Origin of the sequence: Streptomyces sp. NPDC059003 (assembly GCF_042740445.1) — a bacterium.
Lineage (GTDB): Bacteria > Actinomycetota > Actinomycetes > Streptomycetales > Streptomycetaceae > Streptomyces.
Window position 1 is genome coordinate 99,569 of the sequence record NZ_JBHYJH010000005.1, and the last position, 15,300, is coordinate 114,868.

General features: G+C 68.6%; 14 protein-coding genes. 5 read left to right on the forward strand and 9 right to left on the reverse strand.

The genetic code is table 11. From position 1 onward, the window contains the following. From ACFWZ5_RS04675 to ACFWZ5_RS04690, 4 genes are all read right to left on the reverse strand, one after another. Positions 1-692: DUF2637 domain-containing protein (locus tag ACFWZ5_RS04675; protein WP_384890312.1), on the reverse strand; the 692-nt coding region annotated here is incomplete at its 3' end. A gap of 68 nt (positions 693-760) precedes the next feature. Then, positions 761-1,414 carry a WhiB family transcriptional regulator gene (locus tag ACFWZ5_RS04680; RefSeq protein ID WP_384890314.1) on the reverse strand — a complete coding sequence of 218 codons (654 nt, stop codon included), beginning with the start codon at positions 1,412-1,414 and terminating at the stop codon, positions 761-763. A gap of 127 nt (positions 1,415-1,541) precedes the next feature. Next, positions 1,542-2,297 carry an ATP-binding protein gene (locus ACFWZ5_RS04685; protein ID WP_384890316.1) on the reverse strand — a complete coding sequence of 252 codons (756 nt, stop codon included), beginning with the start codon at positions 2,295-2,297 and terminating at the stop codon, positions 1,542-1,544. Beyond that, complete coding sequence (locus ACFWZ5_RS04690; RefSeq protein WP_384890318.1) at positions 2,294-3,355, reverse strand: hypothetical protein; 1,062 nt, start codon at positions 3,353-3,355, stop codon at positions 2,294-2,296. Before ACFWZ5_RS04690 ends, ACFWZ5_RS04685 begins: the two co-directional genes overlap by 4 nt. A gap of 1,066 nt (positions 3,356-4,421) precedes the next feature. Here ACFWZ5_RS04690 and ACFWZ5_RS04695 point away from each other — a divergent pair. The 3 genes from ACFWZ5_RS04695 to ACFWZ5_RS04705 all read left to right on the forward strand — a co-directional run bounded on the left by ACFWZ5_RS04695 (position 4,422) and on the right by ACFWZ5_RS04705 (position 7,777). Continuing rightward, complete coding sequence (locus ACFWZ5_RS04695; protein ID WP_384890320.1) at positions 4,422-5,858, forward strand: helix-turn-helix transcriptional regulator; 1,437 nt, start codon at positions 4,422-4,424, stop codon at positions 5,856-5,858. 106 nt (positions 5,859-5,964) lie between these two features. Next, the gene (locus ACFWZ5_RS04700) at positions 5,965-6,372 is read left to right on the forward strand and encodes an acyl-CoA thioesterase (protein WP_384890322.1); all 408 of its coding nucleotides are present in this window, start codon (positions 5,965-5,967) and stop codon (positions 6,370-6,372) included. A gap of 124 nt (positions 6,373-6,496) precedes the next feature. Continuing rightward, positions 6,497-7,777 (forward strand): MFS transporter, encoded by a 1,281-nt coding sequence (locus ACFWZ5_RS04705; protein ID WP_384890324.1) that lies wholly within the window; start codon positions 6,497-6,499, stop codon positions 7,775-7,777. Positions 7,778-7,976: 199 nt separating this feature from the next. On the opposite strand, the gene ACFWZ5_RS04710 is transcribed toward ACFWZ5_RS04705, so the two are convergent. Next, on the reverse strand, positions 7,977-9,902 hold the full coding sequence (locus ACFWZ5_RS04710) for a hypothetical protein (RefSeq protein WP_384890326.1): 1,926 nt from the start codon (positions 9,900-9,902) through the stop codon (positions 7,977-7,979). Between the two features lie 262 nt (positions 9,903-10,164). Between ACFWZ5_RS04710 and ACFWZ5_RS04715 the strand changes: the two genes are divergently transcribed. Continuing rightward, positions 10,165-10,662, forward strand: coding sequence for a hypothetical protein (locus tag ACFWZ5_RS04715; protein WP_384890328.1), 498 nt, complete (start codon positions 10,165-10,167; stop codon positions 10,660-10,662). A gap of 124 nt (positions 10,663-10,786) precedes the next feature. On the opposite strand, the gene ACFWZ5_RS04720 is transcribed toward ACFWZ5_RS04715, so the two are convergent. The 4 genes from ACFWZ5_RS04720 to ACFWZ5_RS04735 form a co-directional block, all read right to left on the reverse strand. Continuing rightward, positions 10,787-11,260 carry an NUDIX domain-containing protein gene (locus ACFWZ5_RS04720; protein ID WP_384890330.1) on the reverse strand — a complete coding sequence of 158 codons (474 nt, stop codon included), beginning with the start codon at positions 11,258-11,260 and terminating at the stop codon, positions 10,787-10,789. A 210-nt stretch (positions 11,261-11,470) separates the two neighbouring features. Continuing rightward, positions 11,471-12,622, reverse strand: coding sequence for a hypothetical protein (locus ACFWZ5_RS04725; protein ID WP_384890332.1), 1,152 nt, complete (start codon positions 12,620-12,622; stop codon positions 11,471-11,473). Positions 12,623-12,649: 27 nt separating this feature from the next. Next, the gene (locus tag ACFWZ5_RS04730) at positions 12,650-13,387 is read right to left on the reverse strand and encodes a hypothetical protein (RefSeq protein WP_384890334.1); all 738 of its coding nucleotides are present in this window, start codon (positions 13,385-13,387) and stop codon (positions 12,650-12,652) included. Between the two features lie 185 nt (positions 13,388-13,572). Then, complete coding sequence (locus ACFWZ5_RS04735; RefSeq protein WP_384890336.1) at positions 13,573-14,883, reverse strand: helix-turn-helix domain-containing protein; 1,311 nt, start codon at positions 14,881-14,883, stop codon at positions 13,573-13,575. Positions 14,884-15,130: 247 nt separating this feature from the next. Here ACFWZ5_RS04735 and ACFWZ5_RS04740 point away from each other — a divergent pair, with 247 nt between their 5' ends. Beyond that, complete coding sequence (locus tag ACFWZ5_RS04740) at positions 15,131-15,268, forward strand: albusnodin family lasso peptide (RefSeq protein ID WP_384890338.1); 138 nt, start codon at positions 15,131-15,133, stop codon at positions 15,266-15,268. Positions 15,269-15,300 lie beyond the last annotated feature (32 nt).

Below are 15,300 nucleotides of genomic sequence, written 5' to 3' on the forward strand. Positions count from 1 at the left end.
GCAGGGGCGGAGTCGGCTGGTTGGTCCGTGGTCCGCGTGTCGTGGTCTGCGGTCTGCGGGTGCTCGTGGTCCGGCATCTGGTCCGCCGGGGCACCCTGGTCCGTGCTCGCCGGACCATGCTCCTGGGTGGGTCCGTGCTCGTCGTCGGCGAGCGCAGGGGCGGGCAGTTGGTCTGCGGTCCGCCGGTGCTCGTGGTCCGGCAGCTGGTCTGCCCCGGCGCCCTGGCCTGCATTCTTCGGACCGGTCAGGTCTACTCGTTCGACGCCGTGGTCCGCTCGGTCGTGGTCCGCCGAGGGCGCGGTGCGGTCGGTGGTGACGGTGGCGCCGAGGTGCACGGCGAGTGCTGCGGCGAGCGGAGGCACGGCCGAGACACCGATCACCAGGTATGGGCTGGTGGTGAGGTGCCCGGTCGACACGAGGTGGCCCAAGGCGTTGAGTAGGACGGAGACGGCGACGGTGAGGAGGGTCAGGACGCGGCCGAGGCTGCGGCCGGTGCCCGCAGCGATCCAGGCAAGGCCGGCGACCAAGGCCAGGACGTCGACGCTGACGGGGAGGGCCCAGGAGAGCACGTTTCCCCAGCCCACGGCGCGGCCGAGGGCGGCGAGGGTGTCGGCGGAGGCTGCCATGGCGACAGCGGCGACCAGGGCAGCACCGCCGATGATCAAGTTGCGGTGGGTCGTGGTGATGCTCACCGGTGGCACCTTGTGGTCCGGGTGGTCTCGATGGCGAAGTGGTCCCAGGCTCTGCAGCGGTGGGGTGGTCATGCAGCCTTTCCGAGGGAGGCGATCAGGGCGTGGGTCCGCAGCTCGCGGCCTTCCGGTGTACCGTCCTCGTCCGGGCGACGCTCGTCCGGGCGACGCTCGCGGAGGACGACCCGGGTGCCGTTGGGTCCCTGCACGGATTCCTCCACGAGGTCCCAGTAGAGGTCGCGCGCCTCGATGACGCGGGCGGCCTCGCGCATCAGGTCGCGGATCCAGTCGAGGTCGGCGTTCAGCCGGTGGGCCACGCGTTCCGGGCTCCAGCCGCGCAGGCACAGCTGGTGGATGACGATGCTGCGCTCCGCAGTGGTCAGGGGCACATCGCGGCCTTGGAGGGTGGCGCGTACGCGGTCGTAGTCCAGGCGCTCGCCGCGCTTCTCCAGCCACTGCTTGCGCTCTTTGTCGGTCAGGCCGCCCCAGATGCCGAAGATGACCTGGTGGTCGATCGCGTAGGTGAAGCAGTCCTTCTTCACCGGGCAGGTAGCGCACATCTGCTTCGCCTCGGCCATGGCCCGGCGGTCACGCACGGTGTGGAAGAACAGCTTGTCGGCGCGGGCCGGGTCCATGCCGTAGCAGGAGCCCCGGGCGTGCCAGCTGTGGTCGCCAGTTCCCCGCAGGTCCGGCGCGGGCGAGTCGTTGGTGGTCTTGTAGCGCAAGGGAGTCTCCGAGGTCGCCTCGCAGGAAGGCGGGCAGGGCAGCACCGCGGTGCGGCGGTGTGCGGCGAGGCGGGACAGGGCGCGGCGGGCAGGGCCGCACGGTGGAATCGATGGCGCGAGGAGCAGGTCAGCGGCGCTGGAAGCGGCGGTCGGGCCCGGTGAACTCGACGGCAGTGCACATGCCGGACAGCCGGGAGAGCACACGGTCGCCGACCTTGTCGCGCAGCACCGCCTGGCGCGCCGGCATCAGGTCGGTACGCACCGGCGGCATGTTGCTGGTGAAGATCGTCGGCAGCCGGTTCTGACAGCGCCAGTTGACCAGCCGGAAGGTGATCTCCTCGGTCCACTCGCTCGGCTTGGCCGCACCGAGGTCGTCGAGCAGCAGCAGCGGGATCCGCATGATCCGCCGCAGCATGTGCTCGGGGTCCACCCCAGCGCGCGGACGCAGCTCGGCGTACAGGTCGGCGGCGGTGGTGGCGTGCCAGTGCACCCCGCATCCGGCAGCGGTCAGGGCACGGATCGCACCGAACGCCTGATGCGTCTTGCCGGCGCCGGTGGAGCCCCACAGCAGCAGGCTGGGCCCGTGGGTGATCTCCCTGCGCCCGGCGGTGCCGTAGTGCGGGTTGACGCCCTCGGCGTTCGGCGCCACGGCGTTGTCGGCGATGGCGCTCACCCACGCGGCGACGTCCGGGTGCTCGGGCAGCGCGGCGCGGTAGTCGACCGGGATGCGCGCCTGGGCGGCCTCCAGGGCCGGGATCGGCTCCGGAGTGTCCGGCAGCGGCCGGTCCAGGTCCAGGCCGCGCTCGGCGAGTTTGGCCTCCAGGCGCTCCCGCAGCCGCTCGGAGATCGCGGGCTGCGGGTCGGTGGAGCGGGCGCGGGTCACAGGCGGCCTCCAAACGTCGTGGGCTCGGCGGTGGGGTTGAGATACGGCGTGTAGGCGCTGCCGGTGCTGGCCCAGAGCCCCGCGCCGGAGGCGGACGACAGCGCGGCAGCCGACTGCGGCGCGGCGTTGACGACCTCGTTCACCAGGCTCGGCAGCACGCTGGGGTTGAGCCCCTTGGCCCGCAGCTTGTCGAGGGCGGCACGGATGTCGTCGGCCTCGAACCGCTCGTCGAGCAGGGCGTTGACCTTCCGGCCCAGATGCCCGAGGAAGTCCGCCGGAGGGCGGCGATTGCAGCCCCGGACGTACTCGGCCACCAGATGCTTGGCCGAGACCTTGACCGAGGAGGCATCGGGCGCGGGCGCATCGCGCCCCGTAAGGAAAGATCCAGGATCCAAGATCCTAGATCCAGGGCGTGACTCCTCCGGTAGCCCTCCCGTAGTCCTCCGGGAGTCCTCTGGTAGTGCCGTCTGACCTGCGGTTTTACCCGCAGGCGTCGAGTCGGTGTCCGTGGGGGAGCCGACCGTCGCCATCTCGGGCTCCAGAGCACGCCCCGAGGCGTCGGCGGTGTGGATGACGGGGCTGGGGAGCCCTCCCCGCGGGCTCCGGGAGTCCTCCGGGAGTCCTCCGGGAGCAGTCAGCGCCGCCGAGGGCGACGCCTCTGTGCGCGTGCTGGGGCAGGCCGCGTCCTGGCACTTGCCGCAGTGCTGCCGGGCCTGGTGACTGGGGCAGCGCGGCAGGCGGGAAGCGGTCGCCTTGTTGATCTTCTGGTGCTGGTCCCAGGTCACGATGTGCAGCCAGGTCCGCCCGTCGCATCCGGTGTAGCGGCACACCAGCCCGGCGGAGGCCAGCTCGTCCAGGTCGCGGGCGACGTGGGTGGCGGTGTGCTCCGGGCGCAGGGCCCACAGCCGTCCGGCGATGATGGCGGGGTGGTCGCGGTGCCGGCCGGAGTCGTCGGCCTGGGTCAGGAGCCCGAAGAAGGTCCGCTCCGCGGTGAGGCTGACCGAGGCCAGGTCCTCCGACTCGAACGCCTCCGGCTTGATCGTGCGGATGCGTGCCATCAGGCCCCACCTCCCACGCAGTGCTGGAGCGGGCCCTGTCCGACCGACATGCGGTCACGGGCAGTGGACAGGGGGCAGCCTGCCGCGCTGGCCGGGCGGACCGGCCTTTTGCGCAGGGCAGTGCGCATGCAACACTCTCCTCTGAAGTGGTAGCCGCTCCGGGGCGTGTTTGGGAATTGGCCCGGTGCGGTGAAGGTGGGTAAATCTCCGGCCCTTGCACGGGTAGGAGTTCCATTTGGCGGTCGGCGTCTGGGAGTTGCACCTCTCGGGCGCCGCCGCTGTTTTCTGGGCTACCTGGCCCGGCTGGCTCGCGTGAATCGCATGCCGCTCCTTCTGGCGTCAGGCGCCGGGCGGGAGGCCCGGCGAGGGACGACGAACATATGCGGACGCTGCGACAAGATCCAGACTTAGCTAAAGGCTGCGGTACAAGTCGCAGAGGGAGGGCGCCGACACCGGCGCCTGCGGGTCGAGGCCGCAGGCCGTGACGCGGGTAGCCGTCGGGTCGCCCCGAGCATCCCGGAGATGATCTCCACTGCGACCCCCTGCACCTCATGACACAACGTGTTGAACCGGCTGGTCAGAAGGATTTAAGCCAAGCCGTATGAGAGGCGTCAACGGTGATCTTTTGCCCGATTTACATGCATAGATGATGCAGGTGACACGCACCCGGCTGCTCGCCTACGGAGCCGTAAGTCGCTTGCGGCGTAAGCGGAATGAGGTGATCAAGTGGCCCGCGTGACAAATCCTGCGATCTGGTCTAGACCGGCATCTGCGGCCGAACACGAAAACCGGCAATCTTTTGCCGGTTCCACGGGATGATCATGGACTGCCCGCCGAGATGCCCGATTCGGTAGCGATCGTCTCGCCACCGTAGCCAAATTCCGTTCAGGAGTGAACAACGCGTTCACGCCGGTTTGTGGTCGATGCCACACCTGGTCAAGATCGCCCAAATCTTGCGTATGGTCTTGGTGGGGAGAGGCAGGGCGGGGGCCAGCAATTGCGCTGACCCTCCTTTTTCATGCCCGAAAACAGGCGCTCCCGCTCCGAAAAAAATAGGGAGGATCTCATGGTCGCGAACGAACCGGACCAGCCCGACAGCAACGGCGCTGCGGAAGAGGAGACCTCCGAGACAAGCACAGAGCAGCACGCCGCCGTGGGTGCCGCTGGTGCTGCGGAGGTAGAACTCGTGCCGACCGAGCATGCGCCCGCCGGGCAGTTCATAGGCTTTGGCGCGATGCTCAAGCGGTGGCGGAAGGCGGCAGGGGTCACGCAGCCGAGAGCCGCCCGCACCCTGGGGATCAGCGAGCGCAAGCTGCGCGGCATCGAATCCGGCGCTACACCGCGCTTCACGCAGGAACAGTGCGAAGCTCTGGTTGAACTACTGCAGCTCGACTCCGAAGAACGCCACGCGCTGCTGCTCCACAACATTGGCACCTATCTGAGGTCCGCCGAGGGGCAGCCCGAGGTGGGACCCGCACTGCGCCTGCTCATCGACCAGCAGATGCCCAGTCCCACATACCTCAGCGACCGGAACTGGAACATCCTCGCGTACAACACCGCGATGGCCGAGACCTGGCCGTGGGTGATGGAGCCGAAGGCCAACCTGATCAGGTGGGCACTGACCACGGCTGAGGGGCGCGCGACTTATCACGACTGGCACAAGCACGCCACGGTCTTCGTGCGGATGCTCCGCTTCGCGGAGACCACCCACGGCGACGACCCCGATCTCCAGGAACTGATCGAGGACGTCAAAAAGAACCCCGAGGTGCTCCGCATCTGGGAGTCGGACACCGACTTCGTGGAGCACCGCGACGGGCACGTGTTCCTCGCCACCGTGCCGACGCTCGACTACCGCACGATCGAGATCGTCAGCCACGTCGCATACCCGGCGATCATGCCCGACTGCCGGTTCGTCGTCATGACGTGGGTCGAGGCCGGAGCCGAGGTGGAGCCCGATGCCCAGCGCGACGCCCTTGGTGGTGTCCGCGACGCCTGGGCGGACGAGACGCACAACGGCGCACACGAGCGGGACCGGGCGCAGGGCCGCCTGGCCGAGGCAGACCGCCTTCGCGCCGAAGACCTTCGCACGGCTCGACTTCTGGTCAGCAGCGCGGCGCAGGCCGCGGCCCAGGCAGGCGAGGACGGCATCCCTCTTCCGGCCCTCAGCCGCCTTATGGGTCCCGACGCCCAGCTGACGCTCTCGCCCTCGAAGCGGAGCGTGTTCTGGGCCGTGGAGAAATGCGCTGGCCAGTGGGGCGTCACTGAAGTGGCGCCGACGACGGTGATCGCACGCGTCCCGCGCGAGGAACTGTCCGGCGAGCGGCTCCACGAGGCGAAGCAGTTGGTGCGCCTGGGGCTTCCTGCCGAACCGCAGGCCGCCGCGGAGCGCATCGAACAGCTCCTCGGCGAACGCAACGTGGAGCAGCGCATACTCCGCGACATTCTGGCCGAGCTGCCCCTGCCTGACAGCGACCCGCCGAACTCGCACGACGAGGCAGCCTAGGCGCCCGAACCGGTCCCGGTACCGCATGCGCCGGAAACCAATGCGGCAGGCGTGGCCACCGCCACGCCTGCCGCAGCCCCACCCCTCTTCTCGAAAGAATCCACACGTGGACAGGTACACCTACCCCTGCCCGCTGCGCTGGGCCGACGCCGACGCGTACGGGCACGTCAATAACGCGCTATATCTCCGCTTCATGGAAGAGGCGCGCACGCGGATGTTCCAGGAGGCGCTGCCCGCGGACGAAGCAGACCGCCGTCGGCACGCGTTCGTCGTCAGCCGAGCTGCTGTCGAATACCGCGTCCCTCTGCAGTACCGCGAGGACCCTGTTGATGTGTGCGTCAGGGTCGCGCAACGCAAGGGCGTGTGGTTCGACCTGGCCTATGAGATTCGCGATGCGGATCATGTGTACGCCGAGGGCACGACCACCCTCGTCGCCTACAACCTGGATACCGGACGGCCCCGCCGTCTCACCGACACTGAGCTGGCGTTTCTGGACCGCTACACCGAGTCCTGAGTCCGGGGTCTCTCCGGGCGGGCGCCGACCCCGCATCTGAACCGCTTCCGGCTGTCACTCGATTCGGGGCCGCCCTGCCTGTTCTGGCCGTAGGTGGCTGGCGGGCTCTCTAGGGTGTCGCGCCGTGGGGTATCTGCGGCTGCTGCGGCAGCGAAACGTTCTTGTGCTGTGGCTCGCCGAAACTCTGAGCGTCTTCGGGGACCGCTTCTTCACCCTGGCGCTGATGTGGACAGCCTGGCAGCGCGAGGGCGCAGCGGCCATGGGCGTCGTCGTCATCGTGGAGTCCGTTCCGCACATCCTCGTCGGTGTTTTCGGCCGACGTCTGCTGGCCCGGTTCGCTTCCTTCAAGGCGCTCGCCGGAGTCGAGGGCGCGCAGGTCCTGGTCGTGGGCGCCATGCCCTGGCTGTGGGACTCCCTCGGGCTCGGCGGCGTGCTCACGGTCATCGTGCTGATCGGCCTCTCCGACGCGATTACCGAACCCAACCGAAGCGCCCTCACCCCGGAACTCGTAGACGCCGACCAGGTCCAGCAGGTCAACGGGCTGATGGATCTCACCGGCCGGTTCACCTGGGTAATCGGTCCAGGGTCGGCGGCGGTTCTGCTGGCGGTCATGGAGCCGGAGATGCTGTTCCTGGTGGATGCCGCGACCTTCGCTGTCTCGGCACTGGCGCTGCTCTGGCTGGCGCGTCGCGCTGATCAAGACGTTCGGATCGCGACGGTCGGCAGCTCGGCAGTGCGCGAGGCCAAGGAGGAGGGGCCGGCGCCGCGAGCGTGGCCACTGCTCCGGCGACACCCAGCGCTCGCCTCCGCCGTCGGCCTGCACGGTGCGGGCGAGTTCCTGTACGCGATCACCACCGTCGGGATTCCCGTGCTGCTGACGGCCCGGCTGGAGGCGGAGGCCGGCGCGTACGCGATGGTCGTCATGTGCATGGGCATCGGTTCGGTCGCCGGGAACTTTGTGGTCGGCAACATCGCCCTGCCGGGCCGGTTCCTGACGGTGTACTGCACGGCATGGGCGCTGCGCGGCGCCGTCCTGGTCGGGTTCACCTTCGCCGACGACCTGATGAAGGTCCTGGTCCTGACGGGCACGGCGAGCCTGACCGTACCGTTGGGAACGGTCAACCTCTCCACGGAACTGTCCCGGCTACCGCTGGCCGAGCGCCTGCGGCTGATGACCGTCGATAGCACCTGCCTGCATGTGGCGAGCATGGCCGGGATGGCCGTGCTGCCGGTGCTCGTTGCCGCGGCCCCGGCACGAACCTTCCTCGCCTGCGGCGTGCTACTGATCGGGGTGGCGCTGACTGCACTGCTGCTTGGCCGCTTCGTCAGCCCACCGCAGTCCACCTCCCCACCCGTTACCTCGGTTTCTGCACTGGGTGGCCCAGAGGACCTTGCTCGGCGCTGAGAGGCGATCGGCGGGCAGACATAACGCGGCATCCACGCTGGTATGGGCGGTGCTGCGCACGATCTCCGTCGGACTCGGGCGCGGGGGACCGGTGTCGCCGGAACTACGCGGCCTCGCGACGCGCAGCGGCGTCCGCGCCTGACAGCCCTCCCCTTTAGCCGTGGTATCGCGAGCGAGGAACAGTGCGGCTAGGCGCAGATCACATACGGCCCGTGTAAAAGTCGCCGGAAATTGGTGGCCAGGCTGGCATGACAGCCCTGGTGATGGCTCCCAGCGTGGCCCAGTCGCAGATCGGCTCGGCCAGCAGGTCCGCTACTCGGCAGATCACCACCCGGCTTCCCACCCTGCTGTCGGTGGAGCCGTCGCTTTGGCCGCGGATGGAAGCGAGTTGGTCCTCGGTCAGTTCAAGCACGGCCACGTTGCGCTGGGCGGCCAGGAGGGATGAGTCGTTGCGGTTCCCGAACCGCCGGAGCTTGTCTGTGTCGATGCCGTCGATGCCGATGAGTTCGTTGAGGGTCTGCTGGCCGCGGGTCCGGCTGTCGCTCCCGCTGCTGAAATCCGTGAGGATCGTTGGCAGCTGCAGTGCCAGGCCCTTCGGCGCTTCGCGGACGGGGGAGCTAGACAGGCTGTTGTCGCAGGGGACCAGGATGACCTCGCAGTCCGTCCATTTCTCGCGCCTGCGGTAGGCGACCACGCTGGTCATCATGGGGTGGCACAGGAGCAGTTCGCTCGTGATGTGGTAATCGGCATGACGGATGCGTGCACGCATCGACCACCACAGCGTCTTGTGCTCTGTGTCCCTGTCGTTGTGGACCCATTCGATCTGGGCGCTGACGAGTGCCTTGTGGGCGTCCCGTAGAGCGGAATTCCACCCGTAGTACCCGGTTGTTCGGGCCACCAGCAGAGGTACGTCTCGTTCCCCGCCCTGGCGTTCCCGGCCTCGGCCGGTGCGCTTGAGGACGATCGAGGCGGCTTCGGGCGCACCGCCGGCCATGGGTACCGCGTGCTGCTCCATCCATCGGTTCAGCGGTTGGCCAGGCTCGCCGCCGTGGACCAGGACCACGAGCCGCCCGCAGACCGCAGCGGTCGGGCTGTCCGCCAGCAGGCCCTGCTGCAGCGGAGTGGAGGCGCCGGAGGGACAGTGGACGATGATCTCGTCGGCGCAGGAGATCGCCCTGGCTACCCATTCATGGTGCTCGGCGGTCATCGGGCTGCCGTCGGCCTGGCGCGGGACGAAGACGACCAGGCGCTCGAAGTCCGACCACGCGTCCCGCAGCGCATCGAGCGCGTCTTGCCGCCAGAGCGACTTCACGTCAGTGTCTGCGAGCAGAACGGAGGCGTGCCACTTCGTCGGGAACGGCTCGCCCGCGTGGACCACTACGAACGAGCGGTCCCACTCCGGCAGGGCGGTCACGTCAGCGGCGGCGATGTCGAGGCTCTCGTACAGGTCGCTGAACTGCACAGTGAACGTCTCGGGGGCCGGTCCGACGGTGTGCCGCTCGTGGTCTGCCTGCCAGTGGACGGCGGACACCTTGCCAACGCGGCCCGCGTGCACACCACCGGTGACTTCGACCTCGTCCCACAGTGAGGGATGCCCGCCGGCGCCGAGTAGTTCGCCATCGAGTCGGGTGCGGAGCTTGCCGACCGCCTGCTCGAACAGGTTCACTCCGGTGTCACGCCACCGGTGTTCTTCTTCCAGCGTGATGCCGACCTCGTCGGACATCAGGCTGTCCTCTCGGTCTTCGAAGTGGACGCCCTGCATCGATTTCCACACCCGCCGGATCCGGCTCGCCACGGAGCGCGTCTGGTTGGACCGGTTCTCATCTGCGTCGGCTTCGGCCAACCGCGTCCGGGCCCGCTCGGCCAGCGCCTCCGCGGCATCGTGCGTGTGACCGGAGCGCGGGCCGGGGATCAGTTCGGTGAGATGCTGCTGCAGGACGAACGGGTCGTCGATCTGATAGCGCACGGACCGCGTGGAGATGCCCTCCACCTCGACTGCCTCGCGGGTCGCGATGAGGTAGTAGACCAGGGCGAGGGCGTCTTGCTCGTCTCTCGGCCACGGCCGGATCTCCCGAGCTTTCGCGCACGCTGCGTCCCATCGCTTGCCCATGAGGTCATTGCCCATGAACGGCATCGTAGACACGCGGTGCGTCTCGGGGCAGGGCCTCGGGGAAGCCCAAGATCAGTCGTCCCCGTGTAGCGCCGCCGCCCGGCAGGTCCTGGTGGTGGCAACGCCGCCCCACGTGCTCTCCATGCGATCTTCAGCACGCGGAGTCTGGCAGGGTGCGCTCGTGTTCTGCGGCGGGCGCTGTCACGGTTCCCTGGTGCATCCCCTCGTGCGATGGCAGAGTGACGAACGAATCCACTGGCCTGGAGGAGAGTCGCGAGTGTCATGGATCAGCAGACTTCGGCGTACGGGGGCCCAGGACTCGGATGCCCAGGCTGCCGCGTGGCAGGCCCAGCTGACGCTTGCCCTCCGGGCTCCGTCCTGCGCGCATGGCACGGACTGCGATCCGAACAGCATCGTCGGTGCCTCCGTCGAGCACAGCGTCGACGTGGATCAGGCGTTGACCGACCTGCTGACCGCGCTCGGGCCGAATCATCCGCTGACCGTGCCGGTGTTCGAGGCGAGCCGGGCCTCATTTGAGCTGACCTTGCTCCGGGAGCCGTGGCTCGTCTACTGCGCAGAACAGGCGGCGCCGGGTACCGACGACACTGCCCTCGCCCTCGACCGGGAATTCCCTGCCCCGGAGCGGGTGCGGGCCTGGGCTTCGTACGACACGGCCCGTCGCCGTGTGGAGCGTCTACGGGAACGCACCGTGCCGCTGCAGGACGAGCTTGCTGCCTTTACCGGGCACGTCCTCACCGCGCGGACAGCCGTGTGAGGAAGCCGCGTTACATCGCGACGCTCCACGAGCAGGTCGGCTCCCTTGCCTGGGGGTCTGTTACTGGATGGCCGTCGGCTTCCTCTCGGTAGCCGACGGCGTGACCTCCAGGAGTAGGAGGCCATCAGCCCTGCGCATGTGCCGCAAGGAGAAGCCCGGCGACGCTGCCGGCTTCGGTGATGCGGCCTGCGCGAACGGCAGTCAGGGCGTCGCTGAGCTTCCACCAGTGCACCGTCATACCGATCTCCGTGTCGTCCCGGTCGGCCGTGCCAGCCCGCAGGCCGGTAGCGAGGAAGAGGTGCGTCCTCGCGGTCGTCGCAGCGGGCAGCGGATCGATCACACCGAGAGGCCGTACGTCAGTGGCAATGAGCCCTGCTTCCTCTTCCAACTCGCGCAGTGCCGCTGCCTGCGGCTCTTGGCCGCCGCTGCCACCTCCGGGGAGGTGCAGAACGCGCCGCTGCTGGAGGTAGAAGTCGTCCTCGACCAGAACGACTTGGCCTTGCTCGTCGAGGGCGACCACGCGGACTCCGTCGTCGACCGTGATGTGCTCGTATGTGCCGCTGCTGCCGTCAGGCCGGATCACCGTGTCGCGGTTCAAGGCAATGAAGGGGCCGCGATGTACCACCTCGGTCGCAGTCCGCGTCCATCCCATCGCCAGCCTCCCCGAGTTCCCTGCCGCTGATCGTCCATAACGACGCTAAGCACCCACCCCAGATCCTGGCTGCACTTCCCGGAATTCACGCTGTGCCCGCAAGGCCCCCGCCTCGCTGCTGCGCTTCACCCGCCGGAGAGCGCGGGCATAGGGCTGTCAATCCACCGCAGTACAGCGGGCGATCACGGCTTCCACGTCCTCCATGCTCAGGGCGAGGTGGTGGACGGGCTCGGAATCGTGCAGATGCCGGGTGACGACCACCTCGAACAGGTCGGCACGCTGGTCGTCGGCGTAATGCGCGCCCAGCTGGTACCAGTGCTGAAGCACCCGCCATGTGACCCGATGCGGCGACGGGCTGGCCTGCCAGTCCAACTCCAGGTGGTGATGCTCCTTCGCCGCAGCGACGGTGCGGTGCAGCTCGTCGGGGACGGTCTCGGGGTTGCTCGCCCGGTCCAGGATTTCCGCCAGGTCCTCGGCACATGTCTTCCGGGGCGAAAGTGGGGCATTGAGGCCGGGAGGAGGGCCGTCCTTGAGCGTGCCCGCGGGGCGGTCTGCCCAGCGCAGGTCTGTGCACGCCTGGAGCTGGTCGGCATCAATGTCCTCCGTGCCCTCGACGTCGTCCAGGTCGACCACGTACCCGGCTGGTCCTTCTGCCGTTTCGTTCTCGTCGTCGAGCACCCAGCCCGAGTCCCGTACGTACCCCCGCTGCCCTTCGAACACCCCGGCGGTGACCTCGACGCGGTCATGGGTGTGGTGTCCGCCGCGCTCGGTGATGATCGCCTTCTGGACGACGCCCGCTGCCCAATGCGTGCAGATCTCCAGGGCCGGGTCGGGCAGCCCGGACCCGATTCCCCGACTCATCCCGCCCCACCGCAGCTCCGGAGCGTCCGGCACCCAGCCGGTCTCGGCGCGGTGCGGCTGGCCCAGGAACACGGTGCTGAAGCCCCTCGTGGGGGCGTTAGGGTCCCAGGTGCGGGTCAGCCAGCGCCACGTCTCCGCCACCGGATCGCCGGGCGCGGCCGTACGCGCGAGGTCGTGGCCGGCCCCTGGCAGCACCCGGTTGACCAGCACGTCGACGCGCCGGTCATCGCGCAGCTGCCAGAGCACCGCGTTCCATGCGATCGATTCGACCGGCTGTCCGTCGCGCATGTGCAGGGCGTAGAGCACGATCGCGATGATGTTGCGCATCGCGACGTCATCCCAGCAGTTCTCGTCCATCCCGCCTGGGCGCGCAGCGGTGGTTGCCGCCGTGGAGCGGCGGACAGCCTCCGCCCATGGTCCGGCGTCGGCCGCCTTCCGACTGCTCATGGATGACTCCCGTTACCCCTGGCTGACCTAGAAGATGTGCTTGCCCATCTTGCCTGCATTGTCGGCGAGTTCCAGGACCGCCTTCGCCCGATCCGGCACAACCTCCGTCTGGTCGTACAGCCGGGCGACCAGGGCGGCCATCGCGTGCACCGCGGCAACGGGATGTTCGACCAGCTGCTGGCGGGCTGGTTCGGTGACAACCAGGTGGCTGCCAGCGAGGACTTCCAGCTGGTCCAGTCCGGCATCCCAGTGCGCGGCCGGGCAGAGGCCACCGAGAAGAGGGCGGGCGTCGGCCGCCCACTCCACCGGGTCCACGGTGGCACCGCTGTCGTCGAGGAGCTTGGCGCCCCACTCCCCGAGCCTGCGCACCAGGCCCTGGACCATGGACTGCGGCACCCAAGAGGACAGCACTTCGGCGACCTGGGATCTGGGGGTGCCCGCCATCGCGCTGGTTTCCACGAGCAGTTGGTCAGCGCGTCGCCGAGTGGCGAAGTCCTCTTCACTCTCGCCCGGTCGGCGGGGGGCGAAGAGGCCGGCGGGAAGATCATCGCCATCCTCCGCATACTCCAGGTACGACAGCAGGATCATCCACCCGTATACGTCCGTGCCGATCTCCCAACGGGCGTACGAGGAGAGCCTTCCGGGCCTCGCGTCGTCCAGAGTGGGACTCTGGCGCGGCTCCCGGGCGAATTCCCGTACTGGCACGGGGATGCCCGCCTCCCGGTCCCTGCGCTGCTTGTCCCGCCGCCGTTTCGCCTCGCCCATCCGTGTTCCCTCCCGCAAGTACGTCGGTGCTCGCACGCCGAACCCACCTCATCAGACCATGCGGGCGGAGACCAGATCCCAAGATCTCCTGAAGGTGTGCTTGGCCAGAAAAGCGGCTGCGCAGGCCGTGTGGCTCGGGAGCCGCTGTATCCGCGGGTTCGGGAGCGAGGAGGGCGAGCGGTCGCTCAGGCGCTTCGTGTACGCACGGCCGCAGCCAGCTGACGGACGGTGCTGGTGTGAGGGTGGCGTTCAGTGAGTTCGGTGACGATGGCGCGCATGCTGGGACGGTCCCGGACCTCTGCTGGGGCTTCCCGGTGAGCGGAGAGCAGGGCGACCGCTGTCTCCTCCGGTTTGCCCCATTGCCACCAGGCCCGCGCCATGTCGGTGTGCAGTCGGCCCCGGCGTTCGGCAGTGGGGAACTGGCCAGGGTGGAGGTTCCTGCCCGCATGGACAGCTGCGCCGGCATCGCCTAGCCCCCACAGGACTCCGACCTTGTAGAGGGCGACGGACGCTGGCGTCACATTGAATGCCTGCGGGGATTCTTGTCGGCCGGGAAGGAGCTTCACGGCGCGTTCGGCCTCGCCGATCATCTCCAAGGCGCGGTCGCGGTCGTCGGCTTGCGCTGCCGCGTATGCCACGGTGCAGAGCATCTGAGCGTACGTCGCAGCCTGCGCGGGGGTGTTAAGCCCGGCGGCCTCCACCTTCGCGGCGGCATGAAGAGTCACCCGCTGTGCGGTCGCGACCCGGCTTTCGTGGCGCAGGACGATGCTGAACGCGCGTGCAGAAGCTGCTGCAGCCAGGGGCGAGCCCGACAGGTCGGAGAAGATGTTGGACCGGTCCGCGGTGATCCTGCTGGCCGAGTAGCGCCCGATCTTAGACAGGGCCTCGGTGGCGAGGTCGTAGCACGCGGCGAGCCGCGCGTAATCGTCAGCTTCGCCGTTCTCGACGCGGGCATGGGCCATTGCCAGGAGGTTCGGCAGCACCAGGATGAGTTTCTTGTGGGCACCGGCATCGAAGAGCGCCCGTGCTCGCCGGAACTCGGCCGTGAGGTTCGAGACGGTGGGAGCCGCAGTCGGGCTCGGCAGCAGGGCGAGCGACTCGTCGAGTGCGTTCAAGACGGTGAGCGGGACGGCGAGGCCCGCAGCTTGGAGCAAGGAACGGCGCCTCATCGAGTCCTCTTCGGCTTCGGTGTGCCTTCCAGCGTCGGCAGCAACCTTAGTGCGCGAAGCAGGGGATACGCGCAGAACTACGGCAAGTGCGCTCGCAGGGATGAACAGTGCCTGCGCAAAACTTCGGATCATATCGAGGTCGGTGGCGCTGCGGTGTCCGGTCTCCAGCCGGGAGACCGCCGAGGCCGAGTAGCCCGTCGCCTTGCCCAGGTCGGCCTGACGCCATCCGAGCTCAGTGCGTGCCCAGCGGATCAGGCCGCCGACGTCACCGCCGTCGACGAGTGCCCGTGCCTTGGGCGATTCCCAGTTCGGTGCGTGTGCGAGCATCGCGACCCCCGGCCGAACCAGACGGCAACCAACTCACGGTAGCTGGGCGGAAACTGCGCGTCGAGGCCCTTGTGCGTGATGCGCAAATGACGTGCGCCCAACGGGCATGTGCTCGCCGCCATGGACGGACCCGCAGTGTTCTGGAGGTGCACCGTCCGCCGTGGACACGAGGTGCACACGCTCCGGCGTATCCGTTGGTGGCGGGTGGACGGCGCGACCATCCGTTCGCACTCCGAGAGGAACGACCATGGACAGCCTGCTCAGCACCGAGACGACGATCCTCGACGACGAACTGCTGCCGATCGAGGTCGGTGACACCGCCAAGCTGACCGAGGGCCAGGGCGGGGGTCAGAGCGAGGACAAGCGACGGGCCTACAACTGCTGATCCCCCAGTCGTGGTGGTGCGGCCTCTACGGC

What these genes read in the sequence shown, in the direction of transcription:
- ACFWZ5_RS04725 (WP_384890332.1), bottom strand. Translation starts at nt 12,622, where the DNA reads ATGAGCAGTCGGAAGGCGGCCGACGCCGGACCATGGGCGGAGGCTGTC.
- ACFWZ5_RS04730 (WP_384890334.1), bottom strand. Translation starts at nt 13,387, where the DNA reads ATGGGCGAGGCGAAACGGCGGCGGGACAAGCAGCGCAGGGACCGGGAG.
- ACFWZ5_RS04740 (WP_384890338.1), top strand. Translation starts at nt 15,131, where the DNA reads ATGGACAGCCTGCTCAGCACCGAGACGACGATCCTCGACGACGAACTG.
- ACFWZ5_RS04735 (WP_384890336.1), bottom strand. Translation starts at nt 14,883, where the DNA reads ATGCTCGCACACGCACCGAACTGGGAATCGCCCAAGGCACGGGCACTC.
- ACFWZ5_RS04695 (WP_384890320.1), top strand. Translation starts at nt 4,422, where the DNA reads ATGGTCGCGAACGAACCGGACCAGCCCGACAGCAACGGCGCTGCGGAA.
- ACFWZ5_RS04710 (WP_384890326.1), bottom strand. Translation starts at nt 9,902, where the DNA reads ATGGGCAATGACCTCATGGGCAAGCGATGGGACGCAGCGTGCGCGAAA.
- ACFWZ5_RS04690 (WP_384890318.1), bottom strand. Translation starts at nt 3,355, where the DNA reads ATGGCACGCATCCGCACGATCAAGCCGGAGGCGTTCGAGTCGGAGGAC.